At 65.9% G+C, this 20,443-nt stretch carries 26 protein-coding genes; 10 read left to right on the top strand and 16 right to left on the bottom strand.

The features are described from left to right. Positions 1-3 precede the first annotated feature (3 nt). A complete protein-coding gene (locus BSY239_RS02365; RefSeq protein ID WP_069045421.1) occupies positions 4-327 on the top strand; it encodes a hypothetical protein in 324 nt (107 codons plus the stop codon). A gap of 9 nt (positions 328-336) precedes the next feature. Here the strand turns inward: BSY239_RS02365 and BSY239_RS02360 are convergent, their stop codons facing one another. The 9 genes from BSY239_RS02360 to BSY239_RS02320 all read right to left on the bottom strand — a co-directional run bounded on the left by BSY239_RS02360 (position 337) and on the right by BSY239_RS02320 (position 6,825). Next, positions 337-792, bottom strand: coding sequence for a MaoC family dehydratase (locus BSY239_RS02360; protein WP_069045420.1), 456 nt, complete (start codon positions 790-792; stop codon positions 337-339). A gap of 61 nt (positions 793-853) precedes the next feature. Beyond that, complete coding sequence (locus BSY239_RS02355) at positions 854-1,471, bottom strand: ParA family protein (RefSeq protein WP_069045419.1); 618 nt, start codon at positions 1,469-1,471, stop codon at positions 854-856. Between the two features lie 73 nt (positions 1,472-1,544). After that, complete coding sequence (locus BSY239_RS02350; protein ID WP_069045418.1) at positions 1,545-2,300, bottom strand: sulfite exporter TauE/SafE family protein; 756 nt, start codon at positions 2,298-2,300, stop codon at positions 1,545-1,547. A 72-nt stretch (positions 2,301-2,372) separates the two neighbouring features. After that, positions 2,373-2,672, bottom strand: coding sequence for a Dabb family protein (locus BSY239_RS02345; RefSeq protein ID WP_069045417.1), 300 nt, complete (start codon positions 2,670-2,672; stop codon positions 2,373-2,375). Between the two features lie 5 nt (positions 2,673-2,677). Further along, complete coding sequence (locus tag BSY239_RS02340; RefSeq protein ID WP_069045416.1) at positions 2,678-2,983, bottom strand: YciI family protein; 306 nt, start codon at positions 2,981-2,983, stop codon at positions 2,678-2,680. 10 nt (positions 2,984-2,993) lie between these two features. After that, a complete protein-coding gene (locus BSY239_RS02335) occupies positions 2,994-4,313 on the bottom strand; it encodes a TRAP transporter large permease (RefSeq protein WP_069045415.1) in 1,320 nt (439 codons plus the stop codon). Further along, positions 4,310-4,864: a TRAP transporter small permease subunit gene (locus BSY239_RS02330; RefSeq protein WP_069045414.1), complete on the bottom strand. Its 555-nt coding sequence runs from the start codon at positions 4,862-4,864 to the stop codon at positions 4,310-4,312. Before BSY239_RS02330 ends, BSY239_RS02335 begins: the two co-directional genes overlap by 4 nt. A 1-nt stretch (position 4,865) precedes the next feature. Beyond that, positions 4,866-5,957 carry a C4-dicarboxylate TRAP transporter substrate-binding protein gene (locus BSY239_RS02325; RefSeq protein ID WP_069045413.1) on the bottom strand — a complete coding sequence of 364 codons (1,092 nt, stop codon included), beginning with the start codon at positions 5,955-5,957 and terminating at the stop codon, positions 4,866-4,868. Positions 5,958-5,994: 37 nt separating this feature from the next. Next, on the bottom strand, positions 5,995-6,825 hold the full coding sequence (locus BSY239_RS02320; protein ID WP_069045412.1) for an intradiol ring-cleavage dioxygenase: 831 nt from the start codon (positions 6,823-6,825) through the stop codon (positions 5,995-5,997). A 126-nt stretch (positions 6,826-6,951) separates the two neighbouring features. On the opposite strand from BSY239_RS02320, the gene BSY239_RS02315 reads away from it, so the two are divergent. Further along, a complete protein-coding gene (locus BSY239_RS02315) occupies positions 6,952-7,881 on the top strand; it encodes a LysR family transcriptional regulator (RefSeq protein WP_069045411.1) in 930 nt (309 codons plus the stop codon). A 13-nt stretch (positions 7,882-7,894) separates the two neighbouring features. Here BSY239_RS02315 and BSY239_RS02310 read toward each other — a convergent pair whose 3' ends face one another. The 6 genes from BSY239_RS02310 to BSY239_RS02285 form a co-directional block, all read right to left on the bottom strand. Continuing rightward, positions 7,895-9,196: an NAD(P)/FAD-dependent oxidoreductase gene (locus BSY239_RS02310; RefSeq protein WP_069045410.1), complete on the bottom strand. Its 1,302-nt coding sequence runs from the start codon at positions 9,194-9,196 to the stop codon at positions 7,895-7,897. Between the two features lie 60 nt (positions 9,197-9,256). Then, complete coding sequence (locus tag BSY239_RS02305; RefSeq protein ID WP_069045409.1) at positions 9,257-10,315, bottom strand: maleylacetate reductase; 1,059 nt, start codon at positions 10,313-10,315, stop codon at positions 9,257-9,259. Next, positions 10,312-11,181, bottom strand: a complete 870-nt coding sequence (locus BSY239_RS02300; RefSeq protein ID WP_069045408.1) for an NAD(P)-dependent oxidoreductase — start codon at positions 11,179-11,181, stop codon at positions 10,312-10,314. The genes BSY239_RS02305 and BSY239_RS02300 overlap by 4 nt, the downstream gene beginning before the upstream one ends. Positions 11,182-11,310: 129 nt before the next feature. Continuing rightward, positions 11,311-12,513: a 3-oxoadipyl-CoA thiolase gene (gene pcaF / locus BSY239_RS02295; RefSeq protein WP_069045407.1), complete on the bottom strand. Its 1,203-nt coding sequence runs from the start codon at positions 12,511-12,513 to the stop codon at positions 11,311-11,313. A gap of 22 nt (positions 12,514-12,535) precedes the next feature. Next, entirely contained in the window at positions 12,536-13,258 is a 723-nt protein-coding gene (locus BSY239_RS02290; RefSeq protein ID WP_083239766.1) for a 3-oxoacid CoA-transferase subunit B, read from the bottom strand. Further along, a complete protein-coding gene (locus tag BSY239_RS02285) occupies positions 13,255-13,956 on the bottom strand; it encodes a 3-oxoacid CoA-transferase subunit A (RefSeq protein ID WP_069045405.1) in 702 nt (233 codons plus the stop codon). The genes BSY239_RS02290 and BSY239_RS02285 overlap by 4 nt, the downstream gene beginning before the upstream one ends. Before the next feature lie 103 nt (positions 13,957-14,059). On the opposite strand from BSY239_RS02285, the gene BSY239_RS02280 reads away from it, so the two are divergent. The 3 genes from BSY239_RS02280 to BSY239_RS02270 are packed head-to-tail and all read left to right on the top strand — an operon-like array spanning position 14,060 to position 15,965. Then, entirely contained in the window at positions 14,060-14,857 is a 798-nt protein-coding gene (locus BSY239_RS02280; protein WP_069045404.1) for an IclR family transcriptional regulator domain-containing protein, read from the top strand. Next, complete coding sequence (locus BSY239_RS02275) at positions 14,854-15,504, top strand: trimeric intracellular cation channel family protein (RefSeq protein ID WP_069045403.1); 651 nt, start codon at positions 14,854-14,856, stop codon at positions 15,502-15,504. The genes BSY239_RS02280 and BSY239_RS02275 overlap by 4 nt, the downstream gene beginning before the upstream one ends. Positions 15,505-15,530: 26 nt before the next feature. Beyond that, complete coding sequence (locus BSY239_RS02270; RefSeq protein WP_069045402.1) at positions 15,531-15,965, top strand: DUF1841 family protein; 435 nt, start codon at positions 15,531-15,533, stop codon at positions 15,963-15,965. A gap of 53 nt (positions 15,966-16,018) precedes the next feature. Here the strand turns inward: BSY239_RS02270 and BSY239_RS02265 are convergent, their stop codons facing one another. Continuing rightward, positions 16,019-16,687, bottom strand: a complete 669-nt coding sequence (locus tag BSY239_RS02265) for a c-type cytochrome (RefSeq protein ID WP_069045401.1) — start codon at positions 16,685-16,687, stop codon at positions 16,019-16,021. 181 nt (positions 16,688-16,868) lie between these two features. On the opposite strand from BSY239_RS02265, the gene BSY239_RS02260 reads away from it, so the two are divergent. Genes BSY239_RS02260 through BSY239_RS02240 form a run of 5 tightly spaced genes read left to right on the top strand, consistent with a single transcriptional unit; the run spans position 16,869 to position 20,367 of the window. After that, a complete protein-coding gene (locus BSY239_RS02260; RefSeq protein ID WP_069045400.1) occupies positions 16,869-17,711 on the top strand; it encodes an AAA family ATPase in 843 nt (280 codons plus the stop codon). Between the two features lie 11 nt (positions 17,712-17,722). After that, positions 17,723-18,316: a GNAT family N-acetyltransferase gene (locus BSY239_RS02255; RefSeq protein WP_069045399.1), complete on the top strand. Its 594-nt coding sequence runs from the start codon at positions 17,723-17,725 to the stop codon at positions 18,314-18,316. A 50-nt stretch (positions 18,317-18,366) separates the two neighbouring features. Then, on the top strand, positions 18,367-18,762 hold the full coding sequence (locus BSY239_RS02250; protein ID WP_069045398.1) for an antitoxin: 396 nt from the start codon (positions 18,367-18,369) through the stop codon (positions 18,760-18,762). Continuing rightward, entirely contained in the window at positions 18,759-19,157 is a 399-nt protein-coding gene (locus BSY239_RS02245) for a type II toxin-antitoxin system VapC family toxin (RefSeq protein ID WP_069045397.1), read from the top strand. The genes BSY239_RS02250 and BSY239_RS02245 overlap by 4 nt, the downstream gene beginning before the upstream one ends. 22 nt (positions 19,158-19,179) lie before the next feature. Next, positions 19,180-20,367, top strand: coding sequence for a vWA domain-containing protein (locus BSY239_RS02240; RefSeq protein WP_069045396.1), 1,188 nt, complete (start codon positions 19,180-19,182; stop codon positions 20,365-20,367). Positions 20,368-20,443: the final 76 nt, after the last annotated feature.

The raw sequence follows: 20,443 nt of genomic DNA, 5'->3' as shown, positions 1-20,443 counted from the left end.
CGAATGATCACTTCCATTGCACGCTGGTTCGGCGTGGGCACCGCGCCCCGCAAGCGCAGTTCGCACAAGGCTTCCCTCAAAGACCTGGCGGGCATCCGCAACCACCTGCTGCAAGCGATTGAAGACTGTCTGGACCAGCAGGCCTTGCGCCTGCGCCAGAAGATCGAGTCGGCACGCACCCCGCAAGAACTGTGGATGCTGCGCAACGACGCCTTTCAGCTCATCTCGCAGCAGCACAACCAGTCGGTGGCGGCCGAGCGCATCAACGCGCTGATCCAGATCTTTGAAGGCTGGCTCGAGCCCAAGCAGCTCGTGCGCATCAAGTAGGACCCTGTTTCAGGGATAGCGCCGGACCAGCGATTCGGCGAAACACACCGGTTTGTCCGCGCCTTCGCGCTCCACCACCACGCCCCAGGTCATTTGTTGACCGCCGTGCTCGATGGACTCGCAAGCCTGCAGCGTCAGACGCGCGCGCACACGGCTGCCCACCGGCACGGGCGACGTGAAGCGCACGCGGTTCAGGCCGTAGTTCACCCCCATGCTGGAGCCCTTGATGTCCAGCGCCGATTCAAAAAACACCGGCAGCAGGGACAGTGTCAGAAAGCCGTGCGCGATCGGCGCACCGAACGGTCCCGCCTTGGCACGTTCCACGTCCACATGAATCCACTGGTGGTCGCCGGTGGCTTCGGCAAAGCGGTTGACCTGCTCCTGGGTGATCGTGATCCAATCGCTCACGGCCACTTCCTGGCCCACGCAGGCCGCTACCTCGGCCAAAGTTTGGAATGTTTTCATGCCGGCCACTGTACGACCGACCGGCACCGGGTGATGTCGGCACCGGGACAGCGAAGGCGCCTCAGGCGTCCAACCACCGGCAGATGGCCTGCCACTGCTGCAAGTCCTTTTCAACCCGGCCGGGCGCCACGTCGAACAGCGTGAGCCCGCGCGCCGCGAGGTGGATGTAGTTTTGCGTGTCGCGCAGCGTACCCAGCACCGGCAGGCCCAGGCTGGCCACAAATTCGTTGAGCTTGTCGGCCGAGATGGTGCGCGGGTCGACCCGCATGCCGACGATGCCGACCTGCAGCTTGTCGGCGCGGCGGGTTTCAGCGAGTTCGTCGAGAAATGCGCGGGTGGCGTAGATGTCGAAGATGCTGGGCTGCAGCGGCACCAGCACCTTGTCGGCAATCTTGAGCACGTCCTTGAAGCGCCAGCCGTGCAGGCCGGCGGGCGTGTCCAGCACCACATGGGTGGTGTCCTTGGGCGGTCGGGCGATCAGGTCGTGCGACACGGCCCAGTTCTGGATCGGCCTGGCGGCCGGCGGACGCAATTTGAGCCACAGGGCCGACGACTGCTGGCGGTCCACATCGCCCAGCATCACCGCATGGCCCTGGCTGGCAAAGTAGCCGGCGACGTTGGTCGACAGCGTGGACTTGCCCACGCCTCCTTTGGGATTGGCAACCACCACGATCGGCATCTGGAGCTCCTTGGCTGGGGAACGGCCCGCACGGCTGGGGCGCGGGGCGGGGCTGGAACGGCGAGCGCCTATGTTATGCGAGCGCGTCCCAGACGAGTTTGCAGCCGGTGAGGAACATGCCGGTGTAGACCAACCGGTAGAACAGCAGCGGCTTGATGCGGTGCGCGATGCGCACGCCCACCCACACGCCGATGGGCGCAAACGGCAGCAGCGCCAGCGAGGTCGTCATGTTGCGCACGTCGAGCAGGCCCAGCCAGGCGTAGGGAATCCACTTCGCCAGGTTGATGAAGAAAAAGAAGAACGCCAGCGTGCCGGTGAACAGCAGCGGCGACAGGCGCAGCGGGATCACATAGGCGTTGAGCGGTGGCCCACCCGCGTGCGCAATGAAGCTGGTGAAACCCGAGGTGACGCTGAGCAAGGCGCCCACCCATTTGGGCGGGGGTGCGCTGTCCGGCTTGGGCGGGAACACCAGGCGCTGGGCCAGAAACAGCAGCGTGAACACACCCACGATGCCGGCCACCACGCGTGCATCCAGCAGCTTGAAGAGCAGCGCGCCAATGACGATGCCGGCCAGCCCGAAGGGCAGCAGGAACATCAGCAGCCGCCGGTCCACGTTCTTGCGGAAAGCCGCCATGCCCAGCAGGTCCATGAGCAGCAGCACCGGCATGAGAATCGCCGCGGCCTGCGGCACCGTGACCGCCAGCGCCATCATGGGCACGGCCAGCGAGCCGAAGCCGGCGCCGAAACCGCTTTTGCTCACACCCAGCAACAGCACGGCGGGGATCGCCACGGCGTAAAAAAACGGATCGGTGATGAGGGACAGGGCCACGGGCAGCAGACAAAAGAAGAGCCCGCTTCACAGAGCGGGCTCGTTGGGGTGGACCGATTATCGGCCGGCGAATCAGGCGGCGTAGTCCACCTGGTGACGCGCCACGCGCAGGCCTTCAATGGCCTGGCGAACCCGCAGATGCTCGGGGTGCACCGCGTAGGCGTCGAGCGCGGCCTGCGATTCGAATTCGGAGTACAGGACCACGTCGCAGGCGTAGTCCACACCGCTGCGGTCCACGCCGATCTCGATGTGGAGCAGGCCGGGGATCTTGCCGCGCAAGGCCTCGAACCCAGCCTTGACGCGGTCGATCGCGACCGCTTTGGCCTCCTCAGGCCCGCCCTGGATGTTCCACATCACGATGTGTTTGACCATGGTGTTCAGGCGGTGGGTGGAAAGCCGGCCTTCTGGGGCCAGAGGTTGACAAACGCGTGCACCGAGACGCTGCCGTACAGCCCCGCCTTCGTGAACGGTTCGTCAGCGAGCCAGGCATGGGCCGCGTCGCGCGAGGGAAAGTCGATCACCAGCAGACTGCCCAGCATGGTGCTGCCGTCGTCGTGGACGAACGGGCCGGCAAACGCAATGCGATCGGACACCGCCGCCAGATACGCCTTGTGGGTCGATCGTATGGCGGTGCGCAGCGCCGCCGAATCGGGCTTGTCTATGAGGATGAAGGTGAACAGCATGGAAGAGGTCTCAGAGGTAGGCCAGCCAGGTGGACAGGCTGGGGAACGCGGCCAGGATGACGAGCACAACAACCATCATGAGCACGAAGGGAAAGCTGCCAGCGAAGATGTCGCGCACGGTGATGCGCGGATCGTTCAACGCCGACTTCACGGTGTAGACCGACACGCCGAAGGGCGGCGTGAGCAGGCCGATTTCCACCGCCACCACGGTGATGACACCGAACCACACGACGTCCATGCCGAAGGCACGCGCGATCGGCAGCACGATGGGCAACATGATCAGCATGATGGACACCGAATCGATGATGCAGCCCAGGGCGATCACGATGATCACGTACATGAACAGGAAGCCCCAGGGCCCCAGGCCCATGTTGGTGATGCCTTCGGTCACGGCCGAGGGCATGCCGGTGAGCGCGAGCATGCGGCTGTAAAGCATGGCGGCGATGATGAGGAAGAGCACCGAAACCGAGACAAAACCGGTCTCCACCAGCACCTGCCACAGCTTGCGCCAGGTGAGGCGACCGCGCACCAGCGCGATGACCAGCGCCCCCGCGGCGCCCACGGCGCCCGCTTCGGTGGGCGTGAAGAAGCCGGCGTACAGGCCACCCAGCACCAGAGTGATGAGCAGCAGGATGGGCACGAACTTGATGGCCGCCGACAGCGCTGTTTCCTCGATGCCCGCACCCACGCCGGCCAGTGCTTCTGGCGTGCCGACCTTGTGCGGCACCAGCCAGGCCATGCCCACGATCAGCACGCAAAAGCCCAGCGCCAGCAAGGCACCGGGAATGATGCCGGCGATGAACATGCGGCCGATGGATTCTTCGGCCAGCACGCCGTAGATGATCATCAGCAAGCTGGGCGGAATGAGCATGCCCAGCACCGAGGAGCCCGCCACCACGCCCACCGAAAACCGCGGCGTGTAGCCATGGCGGATCATCTCGGGCACCGCCACCTTGGTGAACACCGACGCCGACGCAATGGAGATGCCGGTGATGGCGGCGAACACCGCGTTGGCCGCCACCGTGGCCAGGCCCAGTCCGCCGCGGATGCGGCGCATGAGCCACTGGAACACGTCAAACGTATCCCGTCCGACGCCCGACACACTCACCAGCATGCCCATGAGCACAAAGAGCGGAATGACGCCGAACAGATAGTCGCGGATCGCGTCGTTGGCGGACGCCGCCACAAAACGTGCCGCCACTTCCGGACTCTTGATCAACCACACGCTCACGAACGAGGTGGCGATCAGCGCGATGCCGATGTGCATGCCGAAGTAGATGCCGGCCAGCATGCAGACGATGGCGGCGATGCCGATGTGCAGTTCGGTCATGCGTGCTCTCCGGCTTCGCGCAAGTCTTGTACCGCCAGCAAGGCGTATTGAATCGCGGCCAGCGCCGCACCGCCCAGCACCACCAGCCGCATGGGCCAGGTGGGGAAGGTGAAGATGCCCTCGATCCCGAGGAACTCGTCGTTGCCCCAGGCGCGGCTGAGCAGCGGCCAGGTGGCGTACGCGATGACGCCGCAGGCGAAGATGCCCACCACCGAGAACACCGCTCGCAGGCGCTTGCCTGCGCGCGGGCGTTTGAGGATGTAGGGATCGATGAACAGATCGGCCCGGCTCATGCGACCGTGGCGCAGCGTGGCCGGCAGCTGCAGGAACACGATCACCACGATGGACGTGGCCACCAGCTCGGCCACGCCGTCGATGGGGTGGTTGAGCAGGTTGCGCATCAGCACGTCCACCACCATCAGCACCATCACCAGGCCGATAACGACCGAGCCGAAGGCGTTGAGGCTGTCGATCAGTCGCCCGAACGCACTGGTGGGCGCGGCGGCTGGCGGCGGCCCGCCTTCCAGGTCGGTGTTGGCTTCATAGCTCATGTCAGAGCTCTTTGTCCCAGTCCCTGGCGGGCTTCACACCGCGCTTGCGCAGCGCATCCATGTAGGTCTTCACGATCTCTTTCGCCGGGCCCTTGGACGCGTTGGTCTTGGCCCACTCGGCCGCCAGGTTGGGCATGGTCTTGACCCACTTGTCGCGCTCGCCCGAGCTCATGTTGGTGATGCGCACCGAGGGTGTCTGCTTCGCGCCATTGGTCTCCATGGTCTTGAGTGCGGTTTCGTAGCGCTGCATCAGCGTGGCGCCCAGCGCTTTCGAATACTCCTTGCCCACGTCCTTCACGATCTGCTGCACCTCGGGCGGCAGGCCGGCGTAGCTGTCCTTGTTCATGGCCATGCCGCCGATGTAGAGCGCGCCGATGTTCACCGTGGTGATGTAGGGCGCCACCTCGTAGATCTTGTTGGGCAGGATGCCGGTGGCAATGGAGATCGTTCCTTCGCTCACCCCCGTCTGGATGTCGGTGTAGTAGCTCGTGAGCGAGCCGTCCACCGGCACCGCGCCAGAGCCCTTGAGCCACAGGCCGATGCTGCCCGGCGCGCTGATCTTGCGGCCCTTGAGGTCGGCGTAGGTCGCGATCGGGTTCTTGGTGAACAGGTGGTAGGTGTCCACACCGGTGGCGCCCAGGAACACCATGTTGTTCTTCTCCCATTCCTTCTGCAGCGCGGGCACCTTCTCGTTCATCTCGTTGGCCACGTCCAGGATGATGCGCACGTCGTCGGTGGTGAACGGGGTGACGGTGCCGAACTGCGAGAGCGGCATCTTGGCGGCTTCGAGGTTGTGGAAGACCCACCCGATGTCGGTGATTCCCTGCTCCACGCTGGTCAGCGTGGCATTCATCTTGTAGAGCTGGCCGCCGTAGGCTTCGCGCCACTCGATCTTGTAGCCCTTGTTGAGCGCGGCCACGCGTTTGTTGACCTCGGGCACGAACAGCGAACTCATCAGGCCGACCCAGGGCAGCGTGGTCGGGTGGCTCGACGCGATGGTGAGCTTGAAGGTCTGCTGCGCGTGGGCGGTGCCCAGTCCGGCGGCGGTGAGGGCGGCCACCAGCGTGGTGGTGAGGAAGGCGCGTTTCATCATGGTCTTGTCTCCTGGTTGTGGGGTGGTCGGGAATGCTTCAGCGGGCGGGATTGAGAACGAAATCAAACTCGACGAGGTAGCGGCCATCGGCCTGCGGCAGCCAGTCGGCAATGAGCGATTCGCGCACGCCGAACACCGCGTCGGAATCCAGGTACTGGTCACCGTTGCGGAACACGTGGGTGATCAGCGTCTGGTAACCCGGCGCCTTGATCAGGAAATGCAGGTGGGCCGGGCGCCACGGGTGGCGTTTGGTGGCCTTGAGCATGTCGCCCACCGGGCCGTCGTCGGGAATCGGGTAGGCCTCGGCCAGGATGGAACTGAAGTGGTAACGGCCCTGCGCGTCGGCCTGCAACACGCCACGCGCTTGCGCCGCGTCGCAGTCGGCGCGCTGCACGTCGTACTTGCCTTCGGCGTCGGCCTGCCAGACCTCGATGTGCGCATGGGGCACCGGTGCGCCATCCAGGCCGCGCACCGTGCCGCGCACCTCGCAAGGTTGGCCCTTCGCACCCTGCGCCACGTCGCCACCCAGTTCGATGTGCGGCGCCCCTTCCACATGGAACGGGCCGAACACCGTGGCCTCGGTGCAGCCCGCCGGCTTGTCGTTGTTCATGGCCACGGTGAGCATCGACAGGCCCAGCGTGTCGGACAGCAGGATGAACTCCTGGCGCTTGTCGTCGCACTTCTGGCCGGTCGCGGTGAGGAACTCGATGCCCTGCATCCATTCGGCCTCGGTCAGCTTCACCTCGCGCGCAAACGCGTGCAGGTGCTGCACCAGGCTGGTCATGATTTCCTTCAGGCGCGGATCGGGCGTCTGCGCGAAGCGCGCGATCACCGCCTGCGTGATGTTGTACTGGTCGAGGTTGCGCACGGCCTTGTCTCCTCTGGTTCTTCCTGCGGGGTTTTCTCTGTAGGTTGCACTGTAGAAGCTGCGCACAATGACTTCCAGTGCGGCGCTGCAAATGACTTTTCCGCGCGCTGCAAATACGGGGTGAACATGGATCGCTGGACCGAGATGGAGTTGTTTGTGCACGTGGCCGAGAGCGGCAGCCTGAGCCGTGCGGCGGAGTTGATGAACATGTCCAACGCCAGCGCCAGCCGCCAGCTGGCCGCGCTGGAAGAGCGCCTGGGCGTGCGCCTGGTGGAGCGCAACACGCGCCGCCTCTACCTCACCGACACGGGGCAGGAGTTCTTTCAGCGCGCCCGCAGCATCCTGGCCGACCTGCGCGACGCCGAGTCCACCGTGAACGCCGCCGCGCTCAACCCCACCGGCACGCTGCGCATCAGCGCCTCGCTGTCGTTTTCGCTGCACCACATCGCGCCGCTGCTGCGCGAGTACACCGAGCGCTACCCCAACGTGACCGTGCACGTGGAAGCCGCCAACCGCTACCTGGACATCATCGACAACAACATCGACGTGGCGATCCGCAACCGCGAGGTCGAGCCCGACAGCAACATCACCATCCGCCGCCTGGCCGAAACCCGCCGCGTGCTCACAGCCTCACCGCGCTACCTCGCCAAACACGGCTTCCCCAAGACGCTGGACGAGCTGCAGCGCCACCACCTGCTGATCTACGTGCACGCCAACAACCCGTATGAACTGCGCTTCACGCGCGGCGACGAGACCCAGACGGTGGCGGTGAAGGCCTTGCTGGAATCCAACGACGGCCAGATCCTGCGCGCCGCCGCACTCGACGGCCTGGGCATCCTGGTGCAACCGAGCTACATCGTCTACGACGACATCGTGGCCGGGCGTCTCGTGCCCGTGCTCGACGACTGGGACCTGCCCCGCATCACGGTGAACCTGGCTTACCCCAGCCGCAAACACCTCAGCGCCAAGGTGCGCACCTTCATCGACTTCATGGCCGAGCACTTCGAGAAGATGGGCTACGAGCGCAAGTGGACGGGGCGGTTCACGGTGTATTGAACCGGTTGACGGCTCAGTGCAGTTTCACCAGCGGCGTGGCCCGTTTGACCAGGAAACGCGCCAGCGCCAGCACCGCCGTGCGCAGGGTGCCGAGCACAGCCTGGTGGTGCATCAGGTGCAGGCTCACATACATCGTGCGAGCCAGCAGGCCCTGCACAAACCAGGTGGAGCGAAACAGGTTGCCCATGAGGTTGCCCACCGACGATTGCGTGCCCAGCGACACCAGCGAGCCGTGGTCTTTGTAGACGTAAGGTCGATCGGGCGCGGGTTGGCCCTGGGCGCGCCGCGTGAGTGCCGCCACCAGGTAGCTGGCCTGCTGGTGCGCAGCCTGGGCGCGTGGTGGCACCCAGCCGCCTTCGGCCGTGGGGCAGGCGGCACAGTCGCCCAGGGCGTAGATGTCGGACTGGCCCTGCACCAGCAGCCGGTCGCTCACCTGCAGCTGCCCTGAACGGCTGGTGGCCAGGCCCAGCGTGGCCAGCACATCGGGCGCCTTGATGCCGGCGGCCCACACCACCAGGTCGGAAGCGAACACCCGACCCGCAGCGTCTTCCACCTGTTGCGGCGTGATGCGCGCGACCTTGCAGTTCACTTCGATGTTCACGTGGCGCTCATTCAACAATTGCGCCGCGGCGACCGACACCTTCCCGGGCAAAGGCGCCAGGATGCGATCGGCACCCTCGAGCAAGGTGATCTGCACGTCGCGGCGCGGGTCGATCCGGCGAAAGCCGTAGCGCGAATGCACCACGCTGGCTTCGCGCAACTCGGCCGCCAGCTCCACGCCGGTGGCGCCACCGCCAATGATCACGATGCGCACCTGCCCCTCGCCACCTGCACTCTTGCGCAGATCGGCCGAGGTGAGCAGCTTGAGCATGCGCAGGCGAAAGTGCTCGGCATCGGCCGGGCGGTTGAGCGAGAGCGTGAACTCCGCCGCCCCGGGCACGTTGTAGTGGTTGGCCGTGCTGCCCACCGCAAACACCAGTTGGTCAAACGGCAACTGGCGCGCCGGCACCAGCTCCTCACCCTGTTCGTCCACCACGGGCGCCACGCCCAGCCACTTGCCCGCGAGGTCCAGCCCGGTCATGGCACCGAGGCAGAAGGTGAAGCCGTTGTCGTGCGCCAGCATTTCGTACGACAAACCCTCCTGGTGGATGTCGAGCGTGCCGGCGGCCACCTCGTGCAGCGACGGTTTCCAGATGTGAAAGAGCTGCTGGTCCACCAGCGTGACCTGCTCGGCGCCCATGCGGCGCCCCAGCTTGCAAGCCAGCTCCAGGCCGCCGGCGCCTCCGCCCACGATCACGATGCGATGCTGTGGCATGTGTGTCTTCCCTGTGTGATCAACAGGTCCGACTGTAGAGGAGCCCGGCTCCGGTCGCGTTCAACCGGGTCGGCGGCCCTCGAACGCATCCTGCAACAACCGCCGGATCGCCCCCGCCTCCAGTGGCCGCGGATTCGGGTACTGGTTGCTCATGGCGATCTCGCAGGCCCGGTCCAGGTCGGCTTCCTTCATGCCGATGTCCTTGAGCGCCACCGGCGCGCCGTTGTCCCGCGCCAGATCGAACACCGCTTGTGCCGCACTGGTGCCGCCGAGCGCAGTGACGATGCGGGCCATGGCCTCGGGCACGGCGGCGGCGTTGTAGGCCAGGGCGTGGGGCAGCACGATGGTGTGGGTTTCGGCGTGGGGCAGGTTGAAGCTGCCGCCCAGGGTGTGGCAGAGCTTGTGGTGCAGGGCCATGCCCACGGCGCCGAGCACGGTGCCGCAGAGCCAGGCGCCGTAGAGCGCGTCGGACCGCGCGGTCACGTCGCCGGGGTTGGCCTTGATCATGGGCAGCGCACGGCCCAGGGCCGCGATGCCTTCCTGCGCCATGAGGCTGATGACCGGGTTGGCGTCCACCGAATACAGACCTTCGGCCGCGTGCGCGATGGCGTTGATGCCGCTGGTCACGCTCAGGCCCACGGGCAGGCCCAGGCTGAGTTCGGGGTCGTAGATCACGGTGCGCGGCAGCACGCGGATGTCCTTGCCGGTTTTCTTCAGCCCCGCCTCGGTGATGCCGTAGATCGGCGTCATCTCCGAGCCGGCGTAGGTGGTGGGGACGGCGAGGATGGGCAGGCCGGAGTCGAGCGCAATGGCCTTGCCCAGGCCGGTGGTGGAGCCGCCGCCGATGGCCACGGCGCAGTCGGCACCCAGCTGGCGGGCCACCTCGCGGGCTTCGCGCGCGGTCTCGATGGGCACGTGCATCACGGCGCGGTCGAACACGCCGGCCGCCCGATCACCGAGCAGCGCCACCACGCGCTCGGCCAGGCCGCGCTGCTCAGGCGTGCACAGCACCAGCGCGCGGTGCGCGCCCATGGCTTCGATCTCCCGCGGCAACTCGGCGAGCGAACCGGGGCCAAACACGACCCGCGAAGGCAGGCTCTGGTAGGTGAAGCGTTTCATGTGGAGAGCCCTGCGCTGCGTTCGACCGCCTTGATGATGGCGGCGTAGTCGGCCTCCGCGTCGCCGTGCGCACGCGCCGCGTCCATGAGCTGGCGCGTCAGGGCGGTCTGGGGCAGCGGCACCTGGTGTTCGCTGGCCGCGCCTAGGATGAGGTCGAGGTCCTTGACCATCTGGTTCACGGTGAAGGTGGCGGAAAAATCGCGCTCCGAGAGCTGGGCCGATTTGGCCTTGACGATGGGTGAGGCCACGGCGCTCGCACCCATCACGCGCCACATGTCGTGCCAGTCGAGCCCGCCCTTGCGGCCCAGCGTGAGCGCCTCGCCCAGCATGGCGCTGGTCTGCGCGATCATGAGGTTGATCACCAGCTTCATCAGGCGCGCCTGCTCGGCCTCGCCCAGGTAAAACTGGTTCGGACCCCAGCAGCGCAGCAGCGGCAGCACCTGGTCGTAGGTGTTGCGTGGGCCCGAGGCCAGCACGGTGAGCTGCGCGGCTTCGGCCATCTTGTTGTTGCCCGAGACGGTGGTGCGCACGTGTTCGATGCCCGCTGCTGCGCACATGTGCGCGGCCGTGGCGGAGGCCGTGGGGGAGACGGTGCTGGTGTCGACCCAGAACGTGCCGGGCTTCGCATGGGCAGCGACCTGTTCGGCCACGGTCAGAAGAGCTGCATCGTGTGGCAAGGACGAGAACACGGCGTCGGCCTGTTGCAGTGCCAACGCGGTGTCGGCCGCGACGGTGAGGCCCTGGTCGGCGGCGAGCGCGAGGCGCACCGGGTCCCGGTCGCTCACGCTGAGTCCGGCGCTGCCGGCGCGAAGGTGCAGGGCCATGGGCAGGCCCATCTTGCCCACGCCGATGAAGTGCAGTCGCATGAAATATCTCCTGGTGGCCGGTGGCGTGCGACGGTGCACGCCCCGGCGTTCCAGGCAGTGTCGCGGGCCTGCCGCGCCACTTCAACCGGTGCCGCGCAAATCAGTTTTGCGCACGCCGGAAAACGCGCGTCAGACGCGTTCGATCACCAGCGCAATGCCCTGCCCCACGCCGATGCACATGGTGCACAGCGCGTAGCGCCCGCCGGTGGCGTGCAGGCGGTTCACCGCCGTGGTGGCCAGGCGCGCGCCGCTGGCGCCCAGCGGGTGGCCCAGCGCAATGGCGCCGCCCCAGGCGTTCACGCGCTCGTCGTCGTCCTGCAGGCCCAGCATGCGCAGCACGGCCAGGCCTTGCGCGGCAAAGGCCTCGTTGAGTTCGATCACGTCCATCTGCGCCAGCGACAGACCGGTGAGCGCCAGCACCTTCTGCGTGGCCGGTGCCGGGCCGATGCCCATGATGCGCGGGGCCACGCCCACCGTGGCCATGCCGACCACGCGGGCGCGTGCCGTGAGGCCATTTTTCTTCGCGCTCGCTTCATCGGCCAGCAGCAGGGCGCAGGCACCGTCGTTCACACCGCTGGCATTGCCGGCGGTCACACTGCCGTCGGGCCGCACCACGCCCTTGAGTCTGGCGAGCGACTCCATGGTGGTGGCGCGCGGGTGTTCGTCGTGCTCCACCACGACCGCGTCGCCCTTCTTCTGCGGGATCGTCACCGCCACGATTTCACGCGCCAGGTGCCCGGCCTTTTGCGCGGCCACGGCCTTGGTCTGGCTGGCCAGGGCCATGCGGTCCTGCGCCTCACGTTCGATCTTGAATTCGGTCGCCACGTTCTCGGCGGTCTCGGGCATGGAGTCCACGCCGTACTTTTCCTTCATCAACTTGTTGACGAAGCGCCAGCCGATGGTGGTGTCGTACACCGCGTTGTTGCGGCCAAAGGCGCTCTCGGCTTTGGGCATCACAAAGGGGGCTCGGCTCATGCTCTCCACGCCACCGGCGATCATGAGACCGGCCTCGCCCGCGCGGATGGCGCGCGCGGCGGTGCCCAGGGCGTCCAGGCCCGAGCCGCAGAGGCGGTTGATGGTGGCGCCGGGCACTTCCATCGGAAGGCCCGCCAGCAGGCTGGCCATGTGGGCCACGTTGCGGTTGTCTTCACCGGCCTGGTTGGCGCAGCCGAAGATCACGTCGGTGATGCTGGCCCAATCGACACCCGGGTTGCGCTGCATCAGCGCGCGCAGCGGGATGGCGCCCAGGTCGTCGGTGCGCACGCTGGAGAGCGCACCGCCGTAACGGCCGATCGGGGTGCGGATGGCGTCGCAGATGAAGGCTTGGGTCATGAAGGTCTCCGTTGTGGTGGGGTCAGGCGGCGATGGGCAAGCCCACCAGGCGTTCGAGTTCGGCGTGTTCCAGGCCATCGACCTTGTCGATGAGCTGCAGGCCCTGCAGCGTGCACGCGAGTGTGGCGAGATCGGTGTAGATGCGTTTCACGCAGGCGACACCGGTGAGCGGGTAGCTGCAGTTGGGCACCACCTTGCTGCGGCCTTGTTTGTCGAGCAGGTCCATCATGACCCAGGTCTGTTTGGCGCCCACGGCCAGGTCCATCGCGCCGCCCACGGCGGGAATGGCGCCGGGCTCGCCGGTGCTCCAGTTCGCCAGATCACCGGTGGCCGAGACCTGGAAGGCGCCGAGCACACAGATGTCGAGATGGCCGCCGCGCATCATGCCGAAGCTGTCGGCGTGGTGGAAGTACGCGCCACCGGGCAGCAGCGTCACCGGCTGTTTACCGGCGTTGATGAGGTCGTAGTCCTCTTCCCCCGCGGCCGGCGCCGGGCCCATGCCCAGGATGCCGTTTTCGCTGTGCAGCACCACCTCGATGCCTTGCGCGAGGTGGTTGGCCACCTGGGTGGGCATGCCGATGCCCAGGTTCACATATGCGCCGTCGTGGATGTCGCGCGCCACGCGCTGCGCGAGTTCGGCCTTGCTGCGCTTATGGTAGAGGCGATCCGGCGCCGGGCCGCCCCCAGCCGGATCAGCCCCCTCGGGGGGCAACGACCCGCGAAGCGGCGGAGTGTGGGGGCTCATGGTTTCTCCTTGAAACCGCCGGCTTGTGTGGCCACGCGGTCGATGCGAACGATTTTCCCGACGTGGATGCCGGGCGTGACGATGGTCTCGGGGTCGAGTTCACCGAGTTCGTCGATGTGGTGCACGGTGGCGATGGTGTGGCGCGCGGCCATGGCCATCACCGGGCCGAAGTTGCGCGCTGCCTTGCGGTAGGTGAGGTTGCCCCAGCGGTCGCCGCGCTCGGCCTTGATCAGGGCCACGTCGCCGGCCAGCGGCGACTCGAATACGTAGTGACGCCCGTCGATCTCGCGCGTTTCCTTGCCCTCGGCCAGCGCCGTGCCATAGCCGGTGGGCGTGAAGAAGCCGCCGATGCCGGCACCGGCGGCGCGCAGCCGCTCCGCCAGGTTGCCCTGGGGCACGAGTTCCAGTTCGATCTTGCCGGCGCGGTACAGGCCGTCGAAGACGTGGCTGTCGGCCTGGCGCGGAAAGCTGCAGATGATCTTGCGCACATGCCCGGCGGCCAGCAGCGCGGCCAGCCCGGTGTCGCCGTTGCCGGCGTTGTTGTTCACCACCGTGAGGTCGCGCGCGCCGTGTTCGATCAGGCCGTCGATCAGCTCGGCGGGAATGCCCGAGGTGCCGAAGCCACCGACGAGCACGGTGTGCCCGTCTTGCACCACCGACAGCGCGTCGGCGATCGACGGGGAAATCTTGTTGATCACGTTGTCTCCAATTCGGTTCAAATGCCGCGCCCTGAAAATTTGTTCGTCTAAAGAACAAATGTTCGTGGAATGAATTATAAACAGGCGTTCTCCAAGAGCATCCATGCCGCCCACACCATCCGCCCCACCCCGCCCCGGCGACAGCTATGTGCAGTCGTTCGCACGCGGGCTTGAAGTGATCCGCAGCTTCAGCGCCCAGGCGCCGCGCCAGACGCTGAGCGAAGTGGCCGCGCGCAGCGGCCTCACACGCGCCGGCGCACGCCGCATCCTGCTCACGCTGCAGGCGCTGGGCTATGTGGAAAACGATGGCCGCGACTTCCGCCTCACCGCGCGCATCCTCGACCTGGGCTTTGCCTACCTCTCGTCCATGCCGATCTGGAACCTGGCCGAGCCGGTGGTCGAGGCGCTGGTGGAAACGGTCAAGGAGTCGAGCTCGGCCGCCGTGCTCGACGGCACCGACATCGTCTACGTGATGCGTGTGCCCACCCACAAGATCATGAAGAACTCGCTGGGCATCGGCTCGCGCCTGCCGGCGCACTGCACCTCGCTGGGCCGCATGCTGCTGGCGGGCCTGAGCGACGCCGAGGTGCGCGCGCGGCTCGAAGCGTCCGATCTCAAACCGCTCACCCGCCACACCCTGACCGACCCCGCCACCGTGCTCACCCGCGTGCAGCAGGCGCGCAAACAGGGTTGGTGCCTGGTGAACCAGGAACTCGAAGAAGGCCTGATCTCGCTGGCCGCGCCACTGGTGGACGCCAGCGGCCGCACCGTAGCTGCGCTCAACCTGAGTGGGCAGGCCAACCGCACCAGCGCCAGGGTCGTGCAGGACACCCTGCTGCCCCCGCTGCTGGAAGCCAGCCGCCAGATTTCCGCCCTGCTCGCGGTGAAAGGCAGCGCATGAATCCGGCATTGAACAACGTGGCCCTCTGGGGCGAAGGCCTGCGCCTGCTGGTGGAGATCAGCGCCACGGCCGCGTTTGCGCTCTCGGGCGTGATGGCCGGCGCGCGAAAGAAGCTCGACGCCGTGGGCGTGTGCGTGGTGGGCTTCCTCGCGGCTTTTGGCGGCGGCACGCTGCGCGACCTGCTGCTGGACCAGCGGCCCTTCTTCTGGGTGCGCCACGTGGAGCTGCTGTGGGGCGTGTTCGCGCTGTGCGTGCTCGCCATGGTGTTCCTGCGCTCGCGCCACTTTGCACTCACCGAACGCGCCATGCAGTGGCCCGACGCCCTGGGCCTGGGCCTGTTTGCCGCTACCGGCGTTCACCAGGCGCTGCTGCTCGACATGCCCGCGCTGGTGGCCGTGCTGATGGGCCTGATCACCGGCGTGTTCGGCGGCGTGCTGCGCGATGTGGTGTGCAACGAGATCCCCACCGCCTTCCACGACCACCGGCCCTACGCCGTGTGCGCGTTCGCCGGCAGCTGGATCTATGTAGGCCTGTGGCAGCTGCAGGCGCCGGGCTGGCTGGCGCTGCTGGCCTGCGTGGGTGTGACCGCCGGGCTGCGCGGACTGGCCCTGTGGCGCAACTGGCAACTGCCCGTCTGGCGGCTCTGAAACCCGCGCTGCGGGACAATCGCCCCATGTTCAATCCGACCCAAGCCGACGTGCGCCGCTTCTTCTGCGCGGTGCACGCCAAGACCTTGCAGCAGCAGCCGATGGAGGCCATCGAAACACTGGCCAGCCAGTGGATCGCCGAGCACCCCGAGTACCACGCCGAGCTGAGCGATGTGGAGGCCGCGCTGGCGCGCATCGGCGAGCCCGACACCGACCGGGACAACCCGTTTCTGCATCTGTCCATGCACTTGTCGATCAGCGAACAATGCAGCATCGACCAGCCTCCCGGCATCCGGCAAGCGGTGGAGTTGCTCACCGCGCGCCGCGATGACCTGCACAGCGCGCACCACGAGGTGATGGAGTGCCTGGGCACCATGCTGTGGGAGAGCCAGCGCGCCGGGCGGCCACCGGACGGTCAGGCCTACATCGACCAGGTGCGCCGACGGGCGACGAAAGACTGACACCGAAAACAAAAAAGCCGCTCGATGAGCGGCTTTTTCGGAGCGGTCGGTGCTTACTTGAAGCGCGGCTGGGGCACGACGCTCATCTCGCCATCGAGCGAACCCAGGTATTTGGCAATCTCGCGCATCTCGTTGGTGGAGTACTGCTTGGCGATGCCGGCCATGATGCCGTTGGAGCGACCCACCACCGCGTTGCCCTCGACCGTGTAGGCCTTGAGCGCGAAGAAGAGGTAGTCGGGGTGCTGGCCGGCCAGCTTGGGGTAGCTGGGGTCGATCGGCTTGCTGAAGTTGGCACCGTGGCAGGAGGCGCAGGCGCCCTTTTCGATCAGGGCGGCAGCGGTGGTGCTGGCGGTGCGTGGTGCGTCCGGGGCGGCCTTGTCGGCGTGCGAGGCGTAGTAGGCGGCCAGATCGGCCATGTCCTGCTCGCTCAGCGAACCCGCGATGCCGCGCATGGTGGGGTGCTTGCGGTCGCCCTTTTTGTAGGCATTGAGGGCGGAAACGATGTACGCGCCCGACTGGCCCGAGATCATGGGCACCTTGTGGATTTCGGGGAAGCTGTTCTGGTATCCCTTGATGCCATGGCAGCCGATGCACATCTCGGCCTTCTTCTGACCGGCTGCCACATCACCGGTGACACCCTGGGCGTGAACCGAAAAAGCGGCTGCGGAAAGCGTCGCAGCGGCGACAAGGGTGCGGGTGATCGTGGACAACAGTGAGGTCATTTTGCAAGCACAATGAATGAGTCAGCGGGGGAAAATCAACCGCTGATTATATAGACCGGTCGAGGAGCCCCTCCCCTCAAAACCCCCGGCGGTGCGGGCCTTGTCAGGCCGCTGCCAGCAGCCAGGGTGCCGGATCGCCCAGGATTCCCCCACTTGTTCAACCCTTCCAGCAGAACAACCCATGAAATTCCAAGGCTCCGAGAACTACGTCGCCACGCAAGACCTGATGCTGGCTGTCAACGCCGCGATCACGCTCAAGCGTCCGCTGCTCGTGAAGGGCGAGCCGGGCACCGGCAAGACCATGCTGGCCGAAGAGGTGTCCACCGCACTCAAGCTGCCGCTGCTGCAGTGGCACATCAAGAGCACCACCAAGGCGCAGCAAGGCCTGTACGAGTACGACGCGGTGAGCCGCCTGCGCGACAGCCAGCTCGGTGAGGAAAAGGTCAAGGACATCCACAACTACATCCTCAAGGGCGTGCTGTGGCAGGCCTTCACGGCCGATGAGCCGGTGGCGCTGCTGATCGACGAGATCGACAAGGCCGACATTGAATTCCCGAACGACCTGCTGCGCGAACTCGACCGCATGGAGTTCTATTGCTACGAGACACGCGAGCTGGTGCGCGCCAAACACCGCCCGCTGGTGTTCATCACCTCCAACAACGAGAAAGAGCTGCCCGACGCGTTTTTGCGCCGCTGCTTTTTCCACTACATCAAGTTCCCCGACGCCGAGACCATGCAGCGCATCGTGGACGTGCACTTCCCCAGCCTCAAGAAAGAGCTGCTGGCTGCGGCCATGAAGACCTTCTACGACGTGCGCAACCTGCCCGGCCTGAAGAAGAAACCCAGCACCTCCGAGCTGCTCGACTGGCTCAAGCTGCTGATGGCCGAAGACATCCCGCTCGAAGCCCTGCAAAGCGCCGACAGCAAGGTCAGCATCCCGCCGCTGGTGGGCGCTTTGCTCAAGAACGAGCAGGACACGACTTTGTTTGAAAAACTGGTGTTCATGAACCAGCGCAACCGCTGAGCGCAACCGCCATGGCCTTCGTCGAACCCGTCACCCTGCGCAACAACGGCATTGCCCTGGTCCCGCTCTCGCTGGACCACGAACCAGGCCTCAGCGCGGCTGCCGCCGACGGCGAGTTGTGGAAGCTGCGCATCACCTCGGTGCCCGAGCCCCAGGAGACACGCAGCTACATCGAGACCGCGCTGAAGATGCGCGAAGAGGGCCACCGTTTCGCATTTGCCGTGACCGAAGAAGCCTCCGGCAAAGTGCTCGGCAGCACCAGCTTCCACGACATCCTGCCGGCGGTGAAACGCGTGGAGATCGGCTACACCTGGTACGCCAAAAGCGCGCAGCGCAGCCATGTGAACACCACCTGCAAGCTGCTCATGATGGGCCACGCCTTCGACACCCTGGGCTGCCATGTGGTGGGCTGGCGCACCGACAACTTCAACTTCGCGTCGCAACAAGCCATTGAGCGGCTCGGTGCGAAAAAAGACGGCGTCATCCGCGGCCACGCCCTGCGCCGCGACGGCACCATCCGCGACACGGTGATGTACAGCATGCGCGCGGGTGAGTGGCCGGAGGCGAAGGCGCAGTTGCAGTACCTGCTCGACCGACACGCATAGCTCCCTGTGTATATACTTTCAGGATATACAGCACTACACTGGAGGCTTGAATGAACAAACCCCTGAAAGCTGAGCAATTGGCCATGCCCAGCCAGTTCACGACCGTTTTCACCTCCGGCAACAGCCAGGCAGTGCGCCTGCCCAAGGCATTTCGCTTCAACGACAAGACGGTGGAAATCCTGCGTCGCGGAGACGAAGTGATTCTGCGCCCGCGCCGACCCACGCTGCGCGAGGTCATGGCCGACTTGCCGCCACTCAGCAAGGAAGAAGCAGCCCAGTGGGACGCCGTGATGGCCGAGGTTCGCGCCGATCAGGGCGAGCTCCGGGAGCTCGATTGGTCATGGCTGTCCAGCGACGAACCAACGCCAACACGCCCATCGTCTCGTCGCTCAGCGACGGCCAAAAAATCCCCAAGCACCAAAGTGGCCGGGAAGCGCCGGTCATGAAATACCTGTTGGACACCGACACCGTCAGCCACCTCATCCGGGGCTCAAGCGAGACCTTGATCAAGCGGGCGACCAAACTGGGTGCTGACGAAGCGGGGATTTCCGTGGTCACCCGCGGGGAATTGGCCTACGGGGCCGCCCTTAAACCGCTGAAGGCCCAGTTGCGCGACACGTTCGATCGCATCCTTGGCGCACTGAACGTGCTGCCGCTCGGTGCCGAGGTTGCGATCCACTACGGCGAGATCCGGGCGGCGCTGCGCGCAGCGGGGCAACCCATCGGCCCGAACGACCTGTGGATAGCGGCCCACGCGCGCGCGCTCAAGCTCACGCTCATCACCCACAACGTCCGGGAATTCCAGCGCGTGCCCGGCCTCAAGGTCGAGGACTGGCTCTGAGCAGAGCTGACAGGAAACCCCCATGCTGATCGACTTCTTCTACACCCTGCGTTCGGCCAAGCTGCCGGTCTCCGTCAAGGAGTACCTGATGCTGCTGGAAGCGTTGCAGGCCGACGTTGTCGGGCCGCGCAACCCCGATGCCTGCAGCATGGACGACTTCTACTTCCTGGCGCGCACGGCGCTGGTGAAGGACGAGAAGCACTACGACAAGTTCGACCGCGCTTTCGCCGCCTACTTCAAGGGCGTGGAGATGATCGCGGACTTCACCAAGCCCATCCCGGCCGACTGGTTGCGCCAGGAGATGGAGCGCATCCTGTCCGAGGAGCAGAAGGCCAACGCGCCCAAGATGGACTGGGACGAGCTCATGGAGACGCTGAAGAAGCGGCTCGAAGAGCAGAAGGAGCGCCACGAAGGTGGCAGCAAGTGGATCGGCACCGGTGGCACCTCGCCGTTCGGCAACAGCGGGCAGAACCCGCAAGGTGTGCGCATCGGCGGCAAGGGCGGCAACAAGAGCGGTGTGAAGGTCTGGGAGCAGCGCGCCTACCGCGACTACGACGACACACAGGAACTCGGCACACGCAACATCAAGGTGGCGCTGCGCCGCCTGCGCAAGTTCGCGCGCGAGGGCAACGAGTTCGAGCTGGACCTGCCCGACACCATCCGCGCCACGGCGGCGAACGCCGGCTACCTGGACATCAAGATGATCCCGGAGCGGCACAACAACGTGAAGGTGCTGCTGCTCATGGACGTGGGCGGCACCATGGACGAACACATCCAGCGGGTGGAGGAGCTGTTTTCGGCCGTCAAGGGCGAATTCAAGCACCTCGATTTTTATTACTTCCACAACTGCGTCTACGACTTCATGTGGAAGAACAACCGCCGCCGCTACGCCGAGAAGTTCCCCACCTGGGACATCATCCGCAAGTACAACAAGGACTACAAGCTGATCTTCGTGGGCGACGCGACCATGAGTCCTTACGAAATATTGCAACCTGGCGGCAGCGTGGAATACAACAACGAGGAGGCCGGCGCCGAGTGGTTGCAGCGCCTCACGCACGCATTTCCCAAATATGCATGGATCAATCCGGAACCTCAGGGCGTGTGGCAGTATCGACAGAGCATCAGCGTGGTCCAGCAACTCATGAGCCAGCGCATGTTCCCGCTGACCTTGAAGGGGCTGGAAGACACGATGAGATTGCTCTCCAAATAACTGCATGACCTGTTCTGTTCCGGACTCCGCCCCTTGGGCGGGGTCTCTTCTGCTTTGCGCCGCGCTGTGGTGCCCA

The organism is Hydrogenophaga sp. RAC07, assembly GCF_001713375.1.
In the GTDB taxonomy this organism is placed as follows: domain Bacteria; phylum Pseudomonadota; class Gammaproteobacteria; order Burkholderiales; family Burkholderiaceae_C; genus Hydrogenophaga.
The sequence above is the reverse complement of the archived record's forward strand: the minus strand, read 5'-3'. Positions and strand labels throughout refer to the sequence as shown.

What these genes read in the sequence shown, in the direction of transcription:
- BSY239_RS02245 (WP_069045397.1), top strand. Translation starts at nt 18,759, where the DNA reads ATGAAATACCTGTTGGACACCGACACCGTCAGCCACCTCATCCGGGGC.
- BSY239_RS02275 (WP_069045403.1), top strand. Translation starts at nt 14,854, where the DNA reads ATGAATCCGGCATTGAACAACGTGGCCCTCTGGGGCGAAGGCCTGCGC.
- BSY239_RS02260 (WP_069045400.1), top strand. Translation starts at nt 16,869, where the DNA reads ATGAAATTCCAAGGCTCCGAGAACTACGTCGCCACGCAAGACCTGATG.
- BSY239_RS02340 (WP_069045416.1), bottom strand. Translation starts at nt 2,983, where the DNA reads ATGCTGTTCACCTTCATCCTCATAGACAAGCCCGATTCGGCGGCGCTG.
- BSY239_RS02270 (WP_069045402.1), top strand. Translation starts at nt 15,531, where the DNA reads ATGTTCAATCCGACCCAAGCCGACGTGCGCCGCTTCTTCTGCGCGGTG.
- BSY239_RS02305 (WP_069045409.1), bottom strand. Translation starts at nt 10,315, where the DNA reads ATGAAACGCTTCACCTACCAGAGCCTGCCTTCGCGGGTCGTGTTTGGC.
- BSY239_RS02345 (WP_069045417.1), bottom strand. Translation starts at nt 2,672, where the DNA reads ATGGTCAAACACATCGTGATGTGGAACATCCAGGGCGGGCCTGAGGAG.
- BSY239_RS02290 (WP_083239766.1), bottom strand. Translation starts at nt 13,258, where the DNA reads ATGAGCCCCCACACTCCGCCGCTTCGCGGGTCGTTGCCCCCCGAGGGG.
- BSY239_RS02335 (WP_069045415.1), bottom strand. Translation starts at nt 4,313, where the DNA reads ATGACCGAACTGCACATCGGCATCGCCGCCATCGTCTGCATGCTGGCC.
- BSY239_RS02255 (WP_069045399.1), top strand. Translation starts at nt 17,723, where the DNA reads ATGGCCTTCGTCGAACCCGTCACCCTGCGCAACAACGGCATTGCCCTG.
- BSY239_RS02355 (WP_069045419.1), bottom strand. Translation starts at nt 1,471, where the DNA reads ATGCCGATCGTGGTGGTTGCCAATCCCAAAGGAGGCGTGGGCAAGTCC.
- BSY239_RS02300 (WP_069045408.1), bottom strand. Translation starts at nt 11,181, where the DNA reads ATGCGACTGCACTTCATCGGCGTGGGCAAGATGGGCCTGCCCATGGCC.
- BSY239_RS02250 (WP_069045398.1), top strand. Translation starts at nt 18,367, where the DNA reads ATGAACAAACCCCTGAAAGCTGAGCAATTGGCCATGCCCAGCCAGTTC.
- BSY239_RS02265 (WP_069045401.1), bottom strand. Translation starts at nt 16,687, where the DNA reads ATGACCTCACTGTTGTCCACGATCACCCGCACCCTTGTCGCCGCTGCG.
- BSY239_RS02325 (WP_069045413.1), bottom strand. Translation starts at nt 5,957, where the DNA reads ATGATGAAACGCGCCTTCCTCACCACCACGCTGGTGGCCGCCCTCACC.
- BSY239_RS02360 (WP_069045420.1), bottom strand. Translation starts at nt 792, where the DNA reads ATGAAAACATTCCAAACTTTGGCCGAGGTAGCGGCCTGCGTGGGCCAG.
- BSY239_RS02240 (WP_069045396.1), top strand. Translation starts at nt 19,180, where the DNA reads ATGCTGATCGACTTCTTCTACACCCTGCGTTCGGCCAAGCTGCCGGTC.
- BSY239_RS02280 (WP_069045404.1), top strand. Translation starts at nt 14,060, where the DNA reads ATGCCGCCCACACCATCCGCCCCACCCCGCCCCGGCGACAGCTATGTG.
- BSY239_RS02315 (WP_069045411.1), top strand. Translation starts at nt 6,952, where the DNA reads ATGGATCGCTGGACCGAGATGGAGTTGTTTGTGCACGTGGCCGAGAGC.
- BSY239_RS02330 (WP_069045414.1), bottom strand. Translation starts at nt 4,864, where the DNA reads ATGAGCTATGAAGCCAACACCGACCTGGAAGGCGGGCCGCCGCCAGCC.
- BSY239_RS02310 (WP_069045410.1), bottom strand. Translation starts at nt 9,196, where the DNA reads ATGCCACAGCATCGCATCGTGATCGTGGGCGGAGGCGCCGGCGGCCTG.
- pcaF (WP_069045407.1), bottom strand. Translation starts at nt 12,513, where the DNA reads ATGACCCAAGCCTTCATCTGCGACGCCATCCGCACCCCGATCGGCCGT.
- BSY239_RS02365 (WP_069045421.1), top strand. Translation starts at nt 4, where the DNA reads ATGATCACTTCCATTGCACGCTGGTTCGGCGTGGGCACCGCGCCCCGC.